This window comes from Peribacillus deserti, from assembly GCF_016909175.1.
GTDB classification, from domain to species: Bacteria; Bacillota; Bacilli; order Bacillales; family DSM-1321; genus Paraperibacillus; species Paraperibacillus deserti.
In genome coordinates, this window is record NZ_JAFBFI010000022.1 from 1 (window position 1) to 18545 (window position 18545).

General features: G+C 41.2%; 19 protein-coding genes and 1 other annotated feature. All 19 genes read left to right on the top strand.

All coding sequences use genetic code 11. The features are described from left to right. Positions 1-659 precede the first annotated feature (659 nt). Positions 660-1121, top strand: coding sequence for a CtsR family transcriptional regulator (locus tag JOC77_RS18160; RefSeq protein WP_204546494.1), 462 nt, complete (start codon positions 660-662; stop codon positions 1119-1121). A 25-nt stretch (positions 1122-1146) separates the two neighbouring features. Continuing rightward, positions 1147-1698, top strand: coding sequence for a protein-arginine kinase activator protein McsA (locus JOC77_RS18165; protein ID WP_204546496.1), 552 nt, complete (start codon positions 1147-1149; stop codon positions 1696-1698). Next, complete coding sequence (locus JOC77_RS18170; RefSeq protein WP_204546498.1) at positions 1695-2768, top strand: protein-arginine kinase McsB; 1074 nt, start codon at positions 1695-1697, stop codon at positions 2766-2768. The genes JOC77_RS18165 and JOC77_RS18170 overlap by 4 nt, the downstream gene beginning before the upstream one ends. Positions 2769-2785: 17 nt before the next feature. Further along, positions 2786-5227, top strand: a complete 2442-nt coding sequence (clpC, locus tag JOC77_RS18175; RefSeq protein WP_204546510.1) for an ATP-dependent protease ATP-binding subunit ClpC — start codon at positions 2786-2788, stop codon at positions 5225-5227. Positions 5228-5415: 188 nt separating this feature from the next. Next, complete coding sequence (gene radA, locus JOC77_RS18180) at positions 5416-6804, top strand: DNA repair protein RadA (RefSeq protein ID WP_204546526.1); 1389 nt, start codon at positions 5416-5418, stop codon at positions 6802-6804. A 2-nt stretch (positions 6805-6806) separates the two neighbouring features. Beyond that, a complete protein-coding gene (disA, locus tag JOC77_RS18185) occupies positions 6807-7880 on the top strand; it encodes a DNA integrity scanning diadenylate cyclase DisA (RefSeq protein WP_204546537.1) in 1074 nt (357 codons plus the stop codon). Positions 7881-8075: 195 nt separating this feature from the next. After that, on the top strand, positions 8076-9161 hold the full coding sequence (locus JOC77_RS18190) for a PIN/TRAM domain-containing protein (protein ID WP_204546539.1): 1086 nt from the start codon (positions 8076-8078) through the stop codon (positions 9159-9161). A 19-nt stretch (positions 9162-9180) separates the two neighbouring features. Beyond that, positions 9181-9864 (top strand): 2-C-methyl-D-erythritol 4-phosphate cytidylyltransferase, encoded by a 684-nt coding sequence (gene ispD / locus JOC77_RS18195; protein WP_204546541.1) that lies wholly within the window; start codon positions 9181-9183, stop codon positions 9862-9864. Between the two features lie 27 nt (positions 9865-9891). Next, positions 9892-10368 carry a 2-C-methyl-D-erythritol 2,4-cyclodiphosphate synthase gene (gene ispF / locus JOC77_RS18200; protein ID WP_204546544.1) on the top strand — a complete coding sequence of 159 codons (477 nt, stop codon included), beginning with the start codon at positions 9892-9894 and terminating at the stop codon, positions 10366-10368. Between the two features lie 36 nt (positions 10369-10404). Further along, a complete protein-coding gene (gene gltX / locus JOC77_RS18205) occupies positions 10405-11862 on the top strand; it encodes a glutamate--tRNA ligase (protein ID WP_204546554.1) in 1458 nt (485 codons plus the stop codon). A gap of 41 nt (positions 11863-11903) precedes the next feature. Further along, positions 11904-12147: a binding site (T-box leader), on the top strand. A gap of 79 nt (positions 12148-12226) precedes the next feature. Continuing rightward, positions 12227-12895: a serine O-acetyltransferase gene (cysE, locus tag JOC77_RS18210; RefSeq protein ID WP_204546556.1), complete on the top strand. Its 669-nt coding sequence runs from the start codon at positions 12227-12229 to the stop codon at positions 12893-12895. Beyond that, entirely contained in the window at positions 12876-14273 is a 1398-nt protein-coding gene (gene cysS / locus JOC77_RS18215; protein WP_204546558.1) for a cysteine--tRNA ligase, read from the top strand. The genes cysE and cysS overlap by 20 nt, the downstream gene beginning before the upstream one ends. Before the next feature lie 5 nt (positions 14274-14278). Continuing rightward, positions 14279-14707: a Mini-ribonuclease 3 gene (locus JOC77_RS18220; RefSeq protein ID WP_204546649.1), complete on the top strand. Its 429-nt coding sequence runs from the start codon at positions 14279-14281 to the stop codon at positions 14705-14707. After that, a complete protein-coding gene (gene rlmB / locus JOC77_RS18225) occupies positions 14700-15443 on the top strand; it encodes a 23S rRNA (guanosine(2251)-2'-O)-methyltransferase RlmB (protein ID WP_204546560.1) in 744 nt (247 codons plus the stop codon). The genes JOC77_RS18220 and rlmB overlap by 8 nt, the downstream gene beginning before the upstream one ends. Positions 15444-15447: 4 nt before the next feature. Beyond that, the gene (locus JOC77_RS18230; RefSeq protein ID WP_204546563.1) at positions 15448-15957 is read left to right on the top strand and encodes an NYN domain-containing protein; all 510 of its coding nucleotides are present in this window, start codon (positions 15448-15450) and stop codon (positions 15955-15957) included. A gap of 68 nt (positions 15958-16025) precedes the next feature. Continuing rightward, positions 16026-16676: an RNA polymerase sporulation sigma factor SigH gene (gene sigH, locus JOC77_RS18235; RefSeq protein WP_204546566.1), complete on the top strand. Its 651-nt coding sequence runs from the start codon at positions 16026-16028 to the stop codon at positions 16674-16676. Positions 16677-17271: 595 nt separating this feature from the next. Beyond that, positions 17272-17421, top strand: a complete 150-nt coding sequence (gene rpmG / locus JOC77_RS18240; protein ID WP_204546569.1) for a 50S ribosomal protein L33 — start codon at positions 17272-17274, stop codon at positions 17419-17421. A gap of 54 nt (positions 17422-17475) precedes the next feature. Continuing rightward, positions 17476-17658, top strand: coding sequence for a preprotein translocase subunit SecE (gene secE, locus JOC77_RS18245; RefSeq protein ID WP_204546572.1), 183 nt, complete (start codon positions 17476-17478; stop codon positions 17656-17658). Between the two features lie 254 nt (positions 17659-17912). After that, entirely contained in the window at positions 17913-18446 is a 534-nt protein-coding gene (gene nusG, locus JOC77_RS18250; RefSeq protein ID WP_204546574.1) for a transcription termination/antitermination protein NusG, read from the top strand. Positions 18447-18545 lie beyond the last annotated feature (99 nt).

Genomic DNA, 18545 nt, shown 5'->3' on the forward strand with positions numbered 1-18545 from the left:
TTAAGAAAAGCCACCATATATGCAAGAAATAAATTGACAAACCTCATTTTTCGCGACAAAGTTTGTTTGAAATTGATTTTGTCTACACTCTGAAACCTGAGGGTTTTTTATTTTGGACATTTACATCGTGATTTCTATTGCCTCTTCATCATCAGTTCTGAACTTTAAGAGGGGTAAATCAGAATGTAAGGGGGCTTTACAGAATTAAAGTGGGATTTTGAGATATAAGAGGAATTTTTAACATTTATGAAGATTCGGCAAATGGTCAATACCGTTCATATAAATAAAATAGGGAGCTCTACCGGTAAATTTTCAACAGGTACCCTGGGCTTATGGCACAGCAGAAGGCTCTAGAGACTTTATGGCAGTATACCCGGTACAGTTGAATATTAAAAGCCCACTATAATACCGCCCTTGAAGATTCTACATTAAAAACATTCCAATCCTATTCATATGTTTTTACCCATCCAGGAATGGGTAAGAATTCTTTATAGAAAAAAAGTAACAGGAACGATATTAAATACATAAAACTATGGCTAAAATGGTCGTATAAACTAAAATAGTACGCAGCCGAGATGATGGATTAAAAAGTTGAGAAAAAAGGGGAATCTATGTATAATTAAAGTCAAATATAGTCAAAGTCAGATGGAGGGGGTTTTATGAAAAATATCTCAGACATTATTGAAAATTATTTAAAAGAGGTTCTGCATTTAAGTGAAAGAGATATTGTAGAAATTAAGCGCAGCGAGATTGCGGATAGATTTCAATGTGTTCCTTCTCAGATAAATTATGTTATTAATACACGTTTTACTGTAGAACGTGGTTATATTGTGGAAAGCAAGAGAGGCGGCGGAGGCTATATCCGCATTATGAAGGTACAGCTTAGAGACACAGCAGATCTCATAGACCAGCTGATTTCGATAATAAAAGACAGGGTTACACAGGCAAATGCAGAGCATATTATTGGAAGGCTTGCAGAAGAAGAGATTATAACAGTAAGGGAAGCTAAAATTATATTAAGCGTCCTGGATCGTTCGGTTTTATATATTGATCTGCCGGAACGTGACGAATTAAGAGCACGTATGCTCCGGGCAGTCCTTAAAACATTAATGTATAACTAAAAGGGCTAAAAAGGGAGATGTGTGAATGATTTGTGAGCAATGCAATGAGAGGCCTGCAACTCTTCATTTTACAAAAGTAGTGAACGGAGAGAAATCAGAAGTTCATCTTTGTGACACTTGCGCTCAGGAAAAAGGCCAAATGTCTTTATTTAATGGAAATGCAGGCTTTTCTATTAATGATTTATTAGGCGGTCTGCTGAATGGAGGTACCTTTCACCATTCATCTCATAATGCGGTAACTCATAGAGAAGAGCTGAGATGCCCTAAATGTCATATGATATATCAGCAATTCGTGGAAATAGGAAGGTTTGGCTGCTCAGAATGCTATAAAACCTTCAAAAACCATTTAGTTCCCGTGTTAAAAAGGCTTCACAGCGGCAATATTGTCCATACCGGAAAGATACCCAAAAAAGCCGGAGGCAATATTTCATTGAAAAAACGGATTGAAGAATTGAAGCAGGATTTAAAGCAGTCAATTGAGCAGGAAGAATTTGAGAGGGCAGCCAATATTCGTGATGAAGTTCGAGCCCTTGAAAAAGAAGTGAACAATGGTCAAGAGGGAGGCGGACAATCATGAGCCTCGAGCGCTTTTTAAAAAATGCTGTGAGTTCCTGGATGAGCGAGGAAGGGCCTGATTCAGATATTGTTTTGAGCTCGAGGATCCGCCTGGCGAGGAATTTGAAGGAGTATAAATTCCCCATTATCTTTTCAAGGGATGAAGCGGTTGAAATTATTAATTGGGCAAGAAACGGTTTAGGAAGCGAGTCCTTCTCAGATACGTGCAGCTTTGAACTGTTAACCATGAATGACTTGAAGCCCATTGAAAAAAGGGTATTGGTGGAGAAACATTTAGTCAGCCCCAATCTTGCTGAAAATGCTCCATATGGTGCTGTGCTTCTTTCAGATAATGAAGAAATTAGTGTAATGATTAACGAAGAGGACCATATTCGCATTCAATGCTTATATCCGGGCCTTCAGCTCAAGGAAGCGCTGATTATGGCAGGGAAGATTGATGACTGGATAGAGGAAAAAGGCGTATATGCTTTTGATGAGGAAAGAGGATACTTAACCAGCTGCCCTACCAATGTAGGAACAGGGCTTCGGGCATCAGTGATGATGCATCTGCCTGGCTTGGTACTGACTCGCCAGATTAATCGCATTATCCCAGCTATCAACCAATTAGGCCTCGTTGTACGAGGAATCTATGGGGAAGGCAGCGAAGCTCTCGGTAATATCTTTCAGATATCGAATCAAATCACCCTTGGGAAGTCTGAGGAAGATATTGTGGAAGATTTGCTGAGTGTAGTGGAGCAGATTATTGACCGAGAAAGGTCAGCAAGAGAAGCATTAGTCAAAACCTCTGACATACAATTAGAAGATAGGGTATTTAGATCTTATGGGATTCTTTCAAATGCCAGAGTTATTGAAACGAAGGAAGCAGCCAAGTGTCTATCTGATTTAAGGCTTGGGATAGATCTTGGTTATATAAAAAATATTTCCAAAACCATTTTAAATGAATTAATGATACTCACTCAGCCTGGATTTCTTCAGCAGTATGCAGGAGGTCCATTAAATCCTGATGAGAGAGATATTAGAAGAGCTGCATTAATTCGAGAAAGACTGATTTTAGAAGAAAATAGAGAATAGCTAGGAGGAAATGTGCCATGATGTTTGGACGATTTACAGAGAGGGCCCAGAAAGTATTAGCTTTAGCACAGGAAGAAGCCATTCGTTTAGGTCATAATAATATCGGAACTGAGCATATTTTACTTGGGTTGATTAGAGAAGGTGAAGGGATCGCTGCAAAAGCCCTTTACGCTCTTGGACTAGGTGCTGATAAAATCCAGAAAGAGGTTGAAAACCTAATAGGGAGAGGGCAGGATACAGCACAGTCCATCCATTATACTCCTAGAGCTAAAAAAGTTATTGAATTGTCAATGGATGAGGCACGTAAACTGGGCCATTCCTATGTAGGAACTGAACATGTACTGCTTGGATTAATCCGTGAAGGCGAAGGAGTAGCAGCCAGAGTATTAAATAATTTAGGTGTAAGCTTGAATAAAGCCCGCCAGCAAGTTCTCCAGCTTCTAGGAAGCAATGAAAGCGGAGGGCATCAGGGAGGTTCATCGAGTGCTGCTAGTACTCCAACTCTAGACAGCCTGGCTCGTGACCTTACTTCCATAGCCCGTGAAGGAACGCTGGATCCTGTGATTGGAAGAAGCAAGGAAATTACCCGTGTAATTGAGGTCCTGAGCCGCAGGACGAAGAATAACCCAGTTCTTATTGGTGAGCCTGGGGTGGGTAAAACAGCTATTGCTGAGGGATTAGCACAGCAGATTGTGAACAATGAAGTACCCGAAATTTTGAGGGATAAGCGTGTAATGACTCTTGATATGGGAACTGTGGTAGCAGGAACCAAGTACAGAGGTGAATTTGAAGACCGTTTGAAGAAAGTTATGGATGAGATTCGCCAGGCAGGAAACATCATTCTGTTTATTGATGAGCTTCATACATTGATTGGCGCAGGCGGTGCAGAGGGTGCTATTGATGCTTCAAATATCCTAAAGCCTTCACTTGCACGCGGTGAGCTGCAGTGTATTGGTGCAACAACACTAGATGAGTATAGAAAATATATCGAAAAAGATGCAGCATTAGAGCGCCGTTTCCAGCCAATCCAGGTGGATGAGCCGACAGCTGCGGAATCTATTCAGATTTTACATGGTCTCCGTGACCGTTATGAGGCGCACCATCGTGTTTCTATTACGGATGAAGCGATTGAGGCAGCTGTTAAATTGTCAGACCGCTATATATCTGACCGGTTCCTGCCGGATAAAGCCATTGACTTAATAGATGAGGCTGGTTCAAAAGTAAGGCTTCGCTCTTATACTACACCTCCAAATCTGAAAGAACTTGAAGTTAAACTAGATGAAGTTCGTAAAGAAAAAGATGCTGCCGTACAAAGCCAGGAATTTGAGAAAGCAGCTTCCCTAAGAGATACAGAGCAGAGAATTAGAGAACAGCTGGAAGATACAAAGAAAACCTGGAAAGAAAAGCAGGGTAAAGAGAATTCAGAAGTTACAGTTGATGATATAGCACATGTTGTATCCAGCTGGACTGGAGTTCCTGTCACAAGACTGGCACAGACTGAGTCTGATAAGCTTCTTAATATGGAGCAGTTATTACACTCCCGTGTGATTGGCCAGGAGGAAGCCGTTATTGCAGTAGCTAAAGCGGTCCGCAGAGCCCGTGCAGGACTTAAAGATCCTAAACGCCCTATTGGATCCTTTATTTTCCTCGGCCCTACAGGTGTTGGTAAAACCGAGCTTGCCCGAGCATTAGCTGAATCTATTTTTGGTGATGAGGATGCTATGATCCGTATTGACATGTCTGAATACATGGAAAAGCATTCTACTTCCCGTCTTGTAGGATCTCCTCCAGGGTACGTAGGATATGAGGAAGGCGGACAGCTCACAGAAAAGGTACGCCGCAAGCCTTACTCTGTAGTCCTTCTTGATGAAATTGAAAAGGCACACCCAGATGTGTTCAACATTCTTCTTCAAGTGCTTGAGGACGGAAGACTGACTGATTCAAAAGGACGTACGGTTGACTTCCGGAATACCATTTTGATCATGACCTCTAATGTGGGTGCCGACACGCTTAAACGTAATAAATTCGTCGGCTTTAATATACAAGATGAAATGCAGGACTACAAAGACATGAAAGGCAAAGTGATGGAAGAGCTGAAAAAAGCCTTCCGCCCTGAATTCCTAAACCGAATTGATGAAATCATTGTCTTCCATGCTCTAGAAAAGGCACATTTAAAAGAAATTGTGACCCTTATGTCAGATGCATTAGTCAAACGGTTAAAAGAGCAGGATATTCACCTTGAACTGTCTGATGCTGCAAAAGATAAGATCACACAAGAGGGATATGACCCTGAATATGGAGCAAGGCCGCTTCGCAGAGCGATTCAGAAGCATATTGAAGATCATCTTTCTGAAGAGCTGTTAAAAGGGAATGTTGAAAAAGGCCAGCATGTACTAATTGATGTACAAGATGGCGAGCTTGTTGCCAGACCAGTTGATAAAACTCCAGTAAATAAATAAAAAACCGCGGGTACACAATTCGTGTACCCGTTTTGTTATGTCATGACTGACCACGTTCATATAATGTCAAAATTTGATTGCAAATTAAAGAAGGATTAAACTTATAAGAAGGTTAATATGTTTATAAGTAGAGAATAAATTTTCACTTTAAATTAAAGATTTTAGAAATAGATTTGAGAGGAAACGGTATGGCAAAGAAAAAAACAAAATTTATTTGTGGATCCTGCGGCTATGAATCTGCTAAATGGATGGGAAAATGTCCAGGCTGCGGAGATTGGAATAAAATGGTGGAAGAAGTGGAGATTGTAAAGCCTGGAAGAAGGGGAGCATTTGCCAATACGGAAGCCGTTCATTTTTCAGGCGAACGACCAAAGGCTGCTCCCATTACATCTATTGCCACTATACAAGAACCGAGAATAGCAACAGATTTAGTCGAACTTAACCGTGTACTCGGCGGAGGAATTGTGCAGGGTTCACTTGTACTGATTGGCGGCGACCCTGGGATTGGAAAGTCGACGCTGCTATTACAGGTTTCTTCACAGCTGGCCAATAAACAGAAAAAGGTACTGTATATCTCAGGAGAGGAATCTGTTAAACAGACAAAGCTGCGTTCTGAGCGGCTGGGAGTTACTTCAGATAATCTATTTGTCTATTCAGAGACTGATATGGATTATATCGGCCAGGCCATTAAGGATGTTGCACCTGACCTTGTTATCATAGATTCGATCCAGACGGTATTTCAGTCGGAGGTCACGTCTGCTCCCGGAAGTGTGTCACAGGTTCGGGAGTGTACGGCTGAATTAATGCGTATAGCTAAAACAAACGGAATTGCTATCTTTATTGTTGGACATGTAACCAAGGAGGGCTCAATTGCGGGGCCGAGACTGCTTGAGCATATGGTCGATACGGTATTGTATTTCGAAGGGGAAAGGCATCACACCTATCGAATCGTAAGGGCTGTAAAGAACAGATTTGGTTCTACAAATGAAATGGGAATTTTTGAAATGAAAGAAAATGGCCTGGAAGAGGTTGAGAATCCATCGGAATTATTTCTTGAAGAGCGCTCACAGGGAGCATCTGGTTCGACTGTAGTAGCCTCGATGGAAGGTACAAGACCCGTTTTGGTTGAAATCCAGGCGCTTATCTCTCCGACAAGCTTTGGAACTCCCCGCAGAATGGCAACAGGGACGGATCATAATCGTATATCCCTTCTTATGGCTGTATTAGAAAAAAGAGTAGGAATGCTTTTACAAAATCAGGATGCTTATTTAAAAGTGGCTGGAGGAATTAAATTAGATGAACCAGCAATAGATTTGGCTATCGCGGTAAGCATTGCTTCGAGCTTCAGAGACAAACCAACCAGGCAGACAGACTGTTTAATTGGTGAAGTGGGGCTGACAGGGGAAGTGCGTCGTGTTTCCCGGATTGAACAGAGAGTCCAGGAAGCGGCGAAACTGGGTTTTGAAAGGATCATTCTTCCTGCAAACAATTTAGGAGGCTGGAGTGTTCCGAAGGGAATTGAGTTAGTGGGTGTTTCAACCGTAGCTGAAGCACTTCAATACGCATTAGGAGGGTAAATATGAGCGAAAAAAAGTCCCTTGATAAAACGAAAACGGAAATTTTGCGTATGGTAGCCCCTGGTGCGCCCTTACGAGAAGGAATTGATAATGTCCTCAGGGCAAATACAGGTGGGTTAATTGTTGTCGGCTACAATGAGAAGGTCAGAACGATTGTAGATGGGGGGTTTCATATTGAATGCCCCTTTTCTTCAAGCTATCTTTATGAATTGGCAAAAATGGATGGAGCCATCATTTTAAATGAAAAGGCTGACCGGATCATATTAGCTAATGCACAGCTTGCTCCCGACTCATCCATCCCTTCAAGTGAAACTGGCATGCGCCACCGTACGGCTGAAAGGGTGGCCAAAGAAACAAAGGCATTAGTAATCGCCATCTCTCAGCGGCGGAACGTAATTACCTTATATCAGGGAAACTTTCGCTACGCTTTAAAGGATATGGCTGTCATATTAACAAAAGCAAACCAGGCCATCCAGACATTAGAGAAATATAAAGCGGTACTAAGGCAAAGCATAACACACTTAGGTTTGTTAGAATTTGAAGAATCGGTTACCTATGGGGATGTATTACAGGTAATGCACCGGTTTATCATGGTGCTTCGAATTAAGAGCGAGCTGATTTCGTATTTAAATGAACTGGGTACAGAAGGGCGCTTGATCAGGCTGCAGATGAATGAACTGCTGACAGATCTCGAAAATGAAGCGTTCCTAATTATTCAGGACTACATATACGATAAAAGTGCATCGTCAAAGGAAATTCTTGTACGACTTCAGGAGTTCTCTAATCTGGAAATAGTAGAAGACGGGATGATCATGAAGCTGCTTGGCTATGTCGGCTATACTCCTATAGAAGAGAGTATTTATCCCAGGGGCTACCGCCTCCTGCATAAAATACCACGACTGCCTCTGCTGATTATTGAAAACCTGGTTATCCAGTTTAAGACATTAGCTAACATTATTAATGCTTCGGTAGCCGATCTTGATGATGTAGAAGGAATAGGGGAAGTAAGAGCCAAAAAGATCAAAGAAGGTCTTAGGTCTATAAAGGAACAACATTTTTCCGAAAGAAAAATCTAGTTTGAATCATGAGCTCAACTATGCTAAAATAATAGACTTTTATTATTTGACACATGAAATAGCGGGTGCTAACCTAAGAATTATGGAAGATGGACCTGCTGTGCCTTCTCCTTTTAAAGGAAAAAATCGATTAAATATGCCTGCATAGGTTTTGTTTTGTGATATTTGATTATAATGAGTAAGGGAGGTGAAGGGATGTTAAAAAGAATAGTTCAAGCTTGTTTCCTAATAACAGGCGGCACTTTAGGGATTTTCTTGATTCCTGAATTAATGGCGGTTTTGAATGCTTCGGACATCACGTTTGTTAACAACCCTTATGTTACTGCAATTATAGGTGCAATTATATTTTATTTTATTACTTTTAAGGCCATTGATCATGTGGTGAATTTTATTAAATGGTTTGAAGAATCGCTCGTTAAAGCTCCGATAACTGATATTATTTTTGGAAGCTTAGGACTGCTTGTCGGGCTCTTGCTTGCCTTTTTAATAGGATTTGCATTAAACGCTATTGAAGTGCCGATTATTAATACGGTTGCCCCTATCTTATTAACATTATTGTTCGGATACCTGGGTTTCCAGGTAGGCTTTAAGAAGCGTGATGAGCTATCTGGGTTATTTAAAGCCAATAAGAAAAAGAGCTCCGATATGGAGGAGGAGGCTGAAAACGGGAAAAACCAGCTTAAAATCCTTGATACGAGCGTGATCATTGACGGCAGAATAGCAGATATCTGCCAGACTGGTTTCCTTGAAGGAACTATAGTCATCCCTCAGTTTGTACTTGAAGAGCTTCAGCATATCGCTGACTCCTCTGATGCCCTTAAAAGGAATCGGGGGCGGCGGGGCCTGGATATCTTAAATAGAATTCAAAAGGAACTGGCGATTAAAGTAGAAATCTATGAGGGTGACTTCGAAGAGATCCAGGAAGTAGACAGCAAGCTTGTGAAATTGGCCAAGCTGACAAACGGTGTAGTGGTTACGAATGATTTTAATTTGAATAAAGTGTGTGAACTGCAGAAAGTATCTGTATTAAATATTAATGATTTAGCAAACGCTGTTAAACCTGTGGTTCTTCCTGGGGAAGAAATGAATATCCAGGTAATCAAGGATGGGAAAGAACAAAATCAGGGAGTTGCCTATTTAGATGACGGTACCATGATTGTTGTGGAAGATGGACGGAATTATATAGGTAAACGCATCGATGTAATGGTTACAAGTGTTCTTCAGACTTCAGCGGGAAGAATGATCTTTGCCAAACCAAAGATGCTTGAGAAGGCGCTGTAACCCAGAGGAGATTATTGTTATGTTTTATGAAGTAATTATACCCGCTGCTGGTAAGGGAACGAGAATGAAGGCAGGTAAGAACAAGCTTTTTCTGACACTTTTTGATATTCCGCTTATCGTTTATACCTTAAGGGTTTTTGAACAGGATCCTGCATGCAGGCGGATCATTCTTCCTATCAACATGGATGAGAAGGCTGAGTTTGACAGGATTATTGCAGAGTATTCCTTTCAGAAACCAATTAAGCTTATACAAGGCGGGGCAGAGCGGCAGGATAGTGTATATAATGGGCTTCAGGCTGTAAACGAAGAGGAAGGTTTTGTTCTGGTCCATGATGGGGCACGACCTTTCATACAGCTCGTTCAGATTGCTGCGCTTGTAAAGGCAGCTTCAAAGAGCGGCAGTGCCATTCTGGCTGTACCGGTAAAAGATACGATTAAAAAGGTCAGGGATAACACGGTATTGGAAACCGTGGAACGATCCAGCTTGTGGGCAGTGCAGACCCCACAAGCTTTTCGTATTTCATTATTAAAAAAGGCCCACGCCGAAGCCCGTAAAAAAGGCCTGCTCGGTACAGATGAGGCAAGCCTTATTGAAAATATGGGGTTAGAGGTATCGGTGATTGAAGGAAATTATGATAATATAAAAATCACAACCCCGGAAGATATATTCTTTGCTGAAGCTATATTACGAAAAAATAAATAGTAAATATACTATAAAGGAGTCAATAAGATGTTTCGTGTGGGACAAGGTTTTGATGTGCACCAGCTTGTTGAAGGAAGGCCGCTGATTATAGGCGGGATCACCATCCCCTATGAAAAAGGCCTGCTGGGTCACTCGGATGCAGATGTTTTGCTGCATACAATAGCAGATGCCTGCCTTGGCGCAATTGGCGAAGGTGATATTGGCAGGCACTTTCCGGATACATCTGCTGAATTTAAAGATATGGATTCTGCTGTTTTATTAAAGCAGACCTGGGATCTTGTCAAACAGAAGGGTTATTCTTTAGGGAATTTAGATTGTACGATAATCGCCCAAGTACCCAAAATGGCTCCCTATATCAGTGATATGAGGACAATAATTGCTGAGCTACTTGAAGGGGACGCCAGCCAGGTTAATGTTAAAGCTACTACGACTGAAAAATTGGGATTCCCTGGTCGCGGTGAGGGCATTGCATCTCAGGCAGCAGTACTCTTGGTAAAAAAATAATCAATATGAGAATCAATATGCATGGGAGGAACAGCTATGAATCAAGAAATTCGAGTTCGTTATGCACCAAGCCCTACGGGTAATTTACATATAGGTAACGCGCGTACTGCCCTTTTTAACTATCTGTTCGCAAGAAATAAAGGCGGCAAATTTATCATCCGTATAGAAGATACGGATAAGAAAAGAAATATCGAAGGCGGAGAACAAAGCCAGTTAAAGTATTTAAAATGGCTTGGGATGGACTGGGACGAAAGTGTAGATGTGGGTGGAGAGTATGGACCATACCGACAATCCGAAAGAAATGATATTTATAGAAAGTATTATACAGAATTGCTCGATAAGGGCTTTGCCTATAAATGTTATTGTACAGAAGATGAGCTTGCTGTTGAACGGGAAGAGCAGATGGCTAGAAATGAAACGCCGGTTTATTCCGGAAAATGCCGTCATTTATCGGAAGAGGACCAAGCTAAACTAGAAGCGGAAGGCCGTGAGCCAAGCATCCGGTTTGCTGTGCCAGCAGGTAAAGTGTTCAAGTTCAATGACATGGTAAAAGGTGATGTATCCTTTGAATCAGAAGGAATGAGCGATCAAGTTATTGTAAAAAAAGATGGCACTCCAACCTACAATTTTGCTGTTACAGTTGATGATTATTTGATGAAGATCTCCCATGTTTTAAGGGGAGATGACCATATTTCAAATACGCCAAAGCAGCTGATGATTTATGAAGCTTTAGGCTGGGAACCGCCGATTTTTGGCCATATGACCCTAATCGTAAATGAAAGCCGGAAGAAGCTGAGCAAGAGGGATGAGACGATTATTCAATTTATTGAGCAGTATGAGGAACTGGGATACCTGCCTGAAGCTTTATTTAACTTTATTGCTCTTTTAGGCTGGTCACCAGTTGGAGAGGAAGAAATTCTATCGAAGGATGAATTTATCGAAGCTTTTGATGAAAACAGACTTTCCAAATCTCCTGCTCTATTTGATAAGCAGAAGCTGTTGTGGATGAACAACCAGTATATGAAGAAGCTGGATTTAACACAGGCTGTAGAGCTCTGTTTCCCTCACCTAGTTAAAACCGGGCGTCTGCCGGAACACTTAAGTGACGAAGGAAAAGTGTGGCTTCATGGATTAATTAGCTTATTTCTGGAAAAAATGAGCTATGGAGCTGAAATTGTGGAATTATCACAAATATTCTTCGTCAATCATGTGGAGTTTGACAGCGAAGGACAGGCTGTACTGCAAGAAGAGCAGGTTCCCGAGGTTCTTAGCGCGTTTCTTCATGAGGTAGAAGCGCTGGAGAATTTCACTGCAGACGAAATCAAAGCTGCTATGAAAGCTGTTCAAAAAGCTACTGGACATAAAGGGAAGAAGCTATTTATGCCTATCCGGGCGGCTGTAACTGGACAAACACATGGCCCAGACCTCCCTCAGGCCATAGAATTATTAGGGAAAGAAAAAATAAAGCAGCGACTTCAAGATATTTTGAATTAACATTTTGAGTATTTTGTAATATAGTAGTAAGTAATTATATTTAAAGTGCGTAGACAGGGAGAAGTAAAAAAACGAAGCTTATTAGAGAGAACCATCACCGGCTGAAAGTGGTTTAAGCCTCTCGGTTTTTTGAAATGCACCCTCGAGCCCTTCGCTGAAAACACGCTAAGGCGTTTAGTATGCAAGGCGGCAAGCCTGCCGTTACAAGGCTTAAAGCAGGAAGAGGCAATAGTATAATGCCTTTTCAAGCAGAGTGGAACCGCGCGAAAAAACAGCGTCTCTGTCATTATGACAGAGGCGTTTTTTTTATAAAAAAAGATTGGCTGCTAAAAGGATAAAACCCGGGAACAGGAGGCGGTGCGGCATGTTTAAAAAGTTGAAAGAAGATATTGAGGTTGTGTTTGATCAGGATCCAGCTGCTCGCAGCTACGTGGAGGTTATTTTAACTTATTCCGGCTTGCATGCTATTTGGGCGCATAGGGCAGCTCACGCATTTTATAAAAGAAAGTGGTTTTTTATAGCAAGGGCCATCTCTCAAATAAGCCGTTTTTTTACCGGAATTGAAATTCATCCTGGAGCAAAAATAGGCCGGAGATTTTTTATTGATCATGGTATGGGTGTCGTAATCGGGGAAACTTGTGAAATTGGCGATAATGTTACCATATTTCAGGGAGTTACACTTGGAGGTACAGGCAAGGAAAAAGGAAAGCGCCATCCAACCATCCAAGATAATGTCCTGATATCTACCGGTGCCAAAGTGTTAGGTTCCATTGTAATAGGCCAGAATTCAAAGGTAGGGGGAGGATCGGTTGTGCTGCGAGATGTTCCAGCAAACTCAACGGTAGTCGGTATACCCGGAAGAGTCGTCGTTCAAAACGGTGTGAGAGTAAAAAAGGACTTGGATCACTGCAACCTTCCAGACCCTATTAATGACCGATTAAAAACACTTGAAGAAGAGATCCAGTTTCTTAAGGAAGAACTAAAGAAAATGGATAATGAAAGGAGTCTAATCCATGAGCATTCAAATTTATAATACTCTCTCTAGACAAAAAGAGGAATTTATACCGTTAGAAGAAGGAAAAGTGAAAATGTATGTATGCGGACCTACCGTATATAATTACATTCATATTGGAAACGCTCGTCCTGCCATCGTGTTCGATGCGGTGAGGCGCTACCTTGAATACCGCGGCTACGAAGTGAATTTTGTTTCAAATTTTACCGATGTGGATGATAAGCTGATTAAAGCAGCAAATGAGCTGGGTGAAGAAGTGCCCGTTATAGCTGACCGATTTATTGAAGCTTACTTTGAAGATGTAGAGGCACTCGGCTGCAAAAAGGCTGATGTTCACCCGCGTGTTATGGAAAATATGGACATCATTATTGAATTTATACAAGCTTTAATCAACAAAGGGTTTGCATATGAATCTGAAGGGGATGTATATTACAGAACCCGAAAATTTGAAGGATACGGCAAACTTTCTCATCAATCTATAGATGAACTGAGGCTTGGAAGCAGAATTGAAGTGGGAGAGAAGAAGCAGGATTCCCTGGATTTTGCCCTTTGGAAAGCTGCCAAAGAAGGAGAAATTTATTGGGAAAGCCCATGGGGAAAAGGAAGGCCTGGCTGGCATATTGAATGCTCTGCGATGGCAAAAAAATATTTGGGTGAAACGATTGACATTCATGCGGGAGGCCAGGATTTAGCATTTCCTCATCATGAAAACGAAATTGCCCAATCTGAAGCATTAACAGGGAAAACCTTTTCAAAATACTGGATGCATAATGGGTATATCAATATTGATAATGAAAAAATGTCTAAATCCTTGGGTAATTTTATTACGGTTCATGATATCCTAAAGAACCATGATCCCGGGCTGATCAGATTTTTTATGCTTTCTGTCCATTACCGCCATCCAATTAATTATAGTGAAGAACTGTTAGAAAATTTACAAGCGGGACTGAACCGCCTCAAAACCTCTTACCAAAATTTAAAACACCGCTTAGATTCTAGCAGCGGGTTAACAGAAAACAGTGAAGAATGGCTCCAAAAAATATCTTCTATCCATCAAGATTTTGAAAAAGAAATGGATGATGATTTTAATACAGCAAATGCTATTTCTATACTGTTCGAGCTATCCAAACAAGCGAACTATTACTTGCTTGAAAAAAATACAGACATTCCTGTAATTGAAGCGTTTATTCAGGAATTTAAAACTCTATTTGGCATCCTTGGTCTGGCTCTCGAAGAACAAGAGCTGTTAGATCAAGAGATAGAGGAGTTAATTCAAGAGCGTATCCAGGCTCGTAAGGATCGGAATTTTGCTCTATCCGATCAAATAAGGGACCGCCTGAAAGAAATGAACATCATTCTAGAAGACACCGCACAAGGAACACGATGGAAACGAGGATAAACATGATGCCGCAGTACGAACATAATATAAAAGTCAATTTGCTTAATAGCTTAGCTCTTGCTTATATGGGTGATGCCGTATTTGAAACTTATATACGGCATCATCTGCTTCAAAAGGGGGGGATCCGGCCGAACCTGCTTCATAGAGAATCCACCAGTTTTGTATCGGCAAAAGCTCAAAGCAAAGCCATTCATCATTTTATGGAGAGCGGGTTATTAACCCAAGAGGAAATATCCGTAGTTAAAAGAGGCAGAAATGCAAAGTCTGGAACAATACCTAAAAACACAGACGTACAGACTTATAGGTATAGTACAGCTTTTGAAGCCCTGATCGGTTACTTGTTTTTAAATGACGAAATAACAAGAATGGAAGAAATTATTGGACAAACTATTTCTTATTTAGAATCTGAGAAAGGAGGAAAAGTCAATGAGTGAGGAGTACATTATCGGCAGAAATCCAGTTCAGGAGGCGCTGCGTTCCAATAGAGAAATTAATAAGATCTGGATTGCAGAAGGAGCTCAGAAAGGGTCTATGCAGCCAATCATTGCCATGGCTAAGGAAGCTAATATCATGCTTCAAATTGTACCAAGGAAAAAAATTGACCAGATGTCTGATGGAAATCATCAAGGAGTGATCGCTCAGGTCGCTGCCTATGATTATGCAGAAATCGATGATTTATTTAAGAAAGCGGAGGAGAGGAATGAAGATCCCTTCTTCTTGATATTAGATGAAATAGAAGACCCGCATAATTTAGGATCTATTATGAGAACTGCTGATTCATCTGGGGTTCATGGGATTATTATTCCAAAACGGAGGGCAGTCGGGCTTACCGCAACAGTTGCCAAAGCGTCCACTGGAGCCATAGAATACATTCCGGTAGTCCGGGTAACTAATCTGTCCAGAGCCATAGAAGAGCTAAAGGAACGGGGAGTCTGGATTGCTGGAACGGATGCAAAAGCAAATCAGGACTACCGCAAAATAGATGGAAAGATGCCTTTAGCCATTGTTATTGGAAGCGAAGGAAAAGGAATGGGCCGGCTGATAAAGGAAAAATGTGATTTTCTTTTCCATTTGCCGATGGCAGGAAAAGTAACTTCGTTGAACGCTTCTGTAGCTGCCGGATTATTGATGTATGAGGTATACCGTAAGCGGCAGCCATTAGGAGACTGAAGCTATGGACATTCTTCTGGTTGATGGCTACAACATGATTGGTGCCTGGCCCCAGCTGCGGTCATTACGGAATCATGACCTTCCCGCCGCAAGAGACAGCCTGGTACAAAAAATGGCAGAGTATCAGGCTTTCAGCGGCTTCCGTGTGATTGTAGTTTTTGATGCTCATTTCGTGCAGGGAACTGAGAAGAAGTATAAAGATTATAAAGTAGAAGTGATCTTTACCAGGGAAAATGAGACCGCAGATGAACGGATTGAAAAACTAGCCATTGAACTGAATAACATAAAAACGCAAATTCATGTCGCAACTTCCGATGCCACAGAACAATGGGCTATTTTTGGACAAGGCGCGCTAAGAATATCAGCCAGGGAATTGTTTAATGAATTAGAGCACATTGACAAAGAAATAGAAAAGAAGATAGTTAAAACATCCGGAAAAAAACCAGCTTCAAAAATTCAGCTGAGCAGTGAAGTGGCAGAAATTTTTGAAAAATGGCGCAGAGGCAGCTTCTGAGTTATTGACGTCCAAAAATTTCCTCCTGTATAATGGTTTTATCTACGTGTGCGATCGGGGGGATTTAAGTGATTGCCAACTTCGAAGTAAAGCAAATTCATGATTTTGTGCAAATGGAAGATGAGTTATTAGTAGAGCTTGTACATAAAGGCGATAGTGAAGCCCTGGATTATATTATCCATAAGTATCGAAATTTTGTACGAGCTAAAGCTAGAACCTACTTTTTAATTGGTGCGGATAAAGAAGATATTGTTCAAGAAGGAATGATTGGCCTCTTTAAAGCTATACGTGATTTCAAAGAAGACAAGCTGACTTCATTTAAGGCATTCGCTGAACTATGCATCACAAGACAAATCATAACTGCGATCAAGACTGCAACCCGGCAAAAGCACATTCCATTAAACTCGTATGTATCGCTGGATAAGCCAATATACGATGAGGAATCTGACCGCACCCTTATGGATGTTATTTCGGGTGCAAAGGTCATGGATCCGGAAGAATTAATTATTAATCAGGAAGAATACGACGATATCGAAACGAAAATGGCGGAACTTCTAAGTGATCTGGAAAGACGCGTATTAGCCCTTTATTTGGATGGGCAGTCCTACCAGGAAATTTCAGAAGAGCTTAACCGGCATGTTAAATTGATTGACAATGCTCTTCAGCGTGTGAAAAGAAAGCTCGAGCGTTATTTAGAAATCAGGGAAGTTATTCTGTGATCCCCCAGTGCTCTATATTCTATTTTAAATTTATAATCCATTATCCTCTTATTCTTCGGACTTTCCTAATTTACCATCCTTATCTAACCTGCAGTGCCTAGCTCTGTAAGGCCTAATCAGTCCATGAGAAGAAAGACTGCTTCTCATGGCCTGCTCGCCTTAATCTTGGCTTGCGCATAAGGGCGGCTAAGCTTCTGTCTTCGCTGTCGCTCGCCAATCAGCAAGCCTTCTTTATCGGAGGCCCCCAGGATGTGGGTCAGGACGGCGTTGCCACAGGACGTGGCGCCTTTAGCCGTTCATCCTTTGATCGAGGCTCTTCCGCTTTAATAAGGTGTTCTGCTAGCTGCAGAGCCTAGTCCCTCGGATCATAAGTCAATCAGTCCTTGTGAAGAAGGGCGCTTCTCACGGCTGGCTCGTCTTATGCTTGGCTTGCGCATAAGGGCGGCTAAGCTTCTGTCTTCGCTGTCGCTCGCCAATCAGCAAGCCTTCTTTATCGGGGCTGTTCAAGGCTCTTCCGCTTTAGAATGGTATTGACATAAAAAGGGAGCCGTGATACAGTTTTTAGAGTGTATAATTATAAAGGATGTACTTATTCATGAGAAAAAAAGTGGTTTTATCCTGTACTGAATGCGGCTCTAGAAACTATGCCACAGAAAGTAATAAAAATTCCAATGAAGAACGATTAGAGGTTAATAAGTTTTGCAGCACCTGCAATAAGCATGCTCTACACAAAGAGACCAAGTAAAAGTATTCACAGACATAGACACCAGTCATTTTACCCGGGGTGGAGGTTACATTTATGCAGCGCATAACTGAGTTTTTTCGCGGCGTTGTTCGTGAAATGAAAAAAGTAAGCTGGCCAAAGAGAAAAGAGCTTACTTCATATACAATCACAGTTTTAACTACAATTGTATTCATGGCCGTTTTCTTTGCAGTAGTAGACTTAGGCATTTCAAAGTTAATTCGTTTAATACTTGAATAATTAAACGCAAATAATGGTATAATGGTGATAAATTAATAGTCTTTGAAAAAAAGCCCGGAAACGGGTTTTTTAATTTGGTTTTTTTTTAAGCATAATGCTCCGGGTAACTATGATTGTTATCTCCTGCTCTTAGCAGGCCGGCCTTAATCATTAGATCTTATCATTTCCCGAGGCGGATCAAGAGCTGCTTTTGGCCGCCTGCATAAATGCGAAATTATTTCCTGTAGGGAGGGAAGGACATAACGTCCTAAACAATGGAAAAGAATTGGTATGTAGTCCACACATATTCGGGCTATGAAAATAAAGTAAAAGCTAATCTCGAGAAGCGTGTAGAGACAATGGCAATGCAAGACAAGATATTTCGTGTGGTGGTTCCTGAAGAAGAGGAAACCAGTATCAAGGACGGCAAGAAAAAAACCGTTAAGAAAAAGGTCTTTCCAGGATATGTACTAGTTGAAATTATTATGACAGATGATTCATGGTATGTAGTGAGAAATACACCTGGAGTAACCGGATTTGTCGGTTCAGCAGGCTCTGGTTCAAAGCCTACTGCACTTCTGCCGGAAGAAGTAGTGAACATTCTTAAGCATATGGGGATGGAAGAGAAAAGAGTGGACGTGGACTTTACTCTTGGAGAGAAAGTACAGGTTAAAGAAGGACCTTTTGCAACCTTTGTTGGTTCTATTGAAGAGATCGATAAAGATAAATCAAAAATCAAGGTTCTGGTGAATATGTTCGGCCGTGATACTCCGGTAGAACTGGATTTTGACCAGGTTGAAAAAATATAAACTAAAATAAACTTGAAATCATTTTAAAAAAGTGGTAATATTTCAAAGGTCAGTATGTCTCATTCATGAGACCTGAACTATTTAGATAATTCTTTATTT

Bases quoted from the DNA above. Each gene is read 5' to 3' on its own strand.
- JOC77_RS18165 (WP_204546496.1), top strand. From the start codon at position 1,147: ATGATTTGTGAGCAATGCAATGAGAGGCCTGCAACTCTTCATTTTACA.
- rlmB (WP_204546560.1), top strand. From the start codon at position 14,700: ATGAGTGAGGAGTACATTATCGGCAGAAATCCAGTTCAGGAGGCGCTG.
- disA (WP_204546537.1), top strand. From the start codon at position 6,807: ATGAGCGAAAAAAAGTCCCTTGATAAAACGAAAACGGAAATTTTGCGT.
- JOC77_RS18220 (WP_204546649.1), top strand. From the start codon at position 14,279: ATGCCGCAGTACGAACATAATATAAAAGTCAATTTGCTTAATAGCTTA.
- JOC77_RS18170 (WP_204546498.1), top strand. From the start codon at position 1,695: ATGAGCCTCGAGCGCTTTTTAAAAAATGCTGTGAGTTCCTGGATGAGC.
- JOC77_RS18190 (WP_204546539.1), top strand. From the start codon at position 8,076: ATGTTAAAAAGAATAGTTCAAGCTTGTTTCCTAATAACAGGCGGCACT.
- rpmG (WP_204546569.1), top strand. From the start codon at position 17,272: ATGAGAAAAAAAGTGGTTTTATCCTGTACTGAATGCGGCTCTAGAAAC.
- ispD (WP_204546541.1), top strand. From the start codon at position 9,181: ATGTTTTATGAAGTAATTATACCCGCTGCTGGTAAGGGAACGAGAATG.
- gltX (WP_204546554.1), top strand. From the start codon at position 10,405: ATGAATCAAGAAATTCGAGTTCGTTATGCACCAAGCCCTACGGGTAAT.
- radA (WP_204546526.1), top strand. From the start codon at position 5,416: ATGGCAAAGAAAAAAACAAAATTTATTTGTGGATCCTGCGGCTATGAA.
- cysS (WP_204546558.1), top strand. From the start codon at position 12,876: ATGAGCATTCAAATTTATAATACTCTCTCTAGACAAAAAGAGGAATTT.
- JOC77_RS18160 (WP_204546494.1), top strand. From the start codon at position 660: ATGAAAAATATCTCAGACATTATTGAAAATTATTTAAAAGAGGTTCTG.
- ispF (WP_204546544.1), top strand. From the start codon at position 9,892: ATGTTTCGTGTGGGACAAGGTTTTGATGTGCACCAGCTTGTTGAAGGA.
- secE (WP_204546572.1), top strand. From the start codon at position 17,476: ATGCAGCGCATAACTGAGTTTTTTCGCGGCGTTGTTCGTGAAATGAAA.
- clpC (WP_204546510.1), top strand. From the start codon at position 2,786: ATGATGTTTGGACGATTTACAGAGAGGGCCCAGAAAGTATTAGCTTTA.
- cysE (WP_204546556.1), top strand. From the start codon at position 12,227: ATGTTTAAAAAGTTGAAAGAAGATATTGAGGTTGTGTTTGATCAGGAT.
- nusG (WP_204546574.1), top strand. From the start codon at position 17,913: ATGGAAAAGAATTGGTATGTAGTCCACACATATTCGGGCTATGAAAAT.
- JOC77_RS18230 (WP_204546563.1), top strand. From the start codon at position 15,448: ATGGACATTCTTCTGGTTGATGGCTACAACATGATTGGTGCCTGGCCC.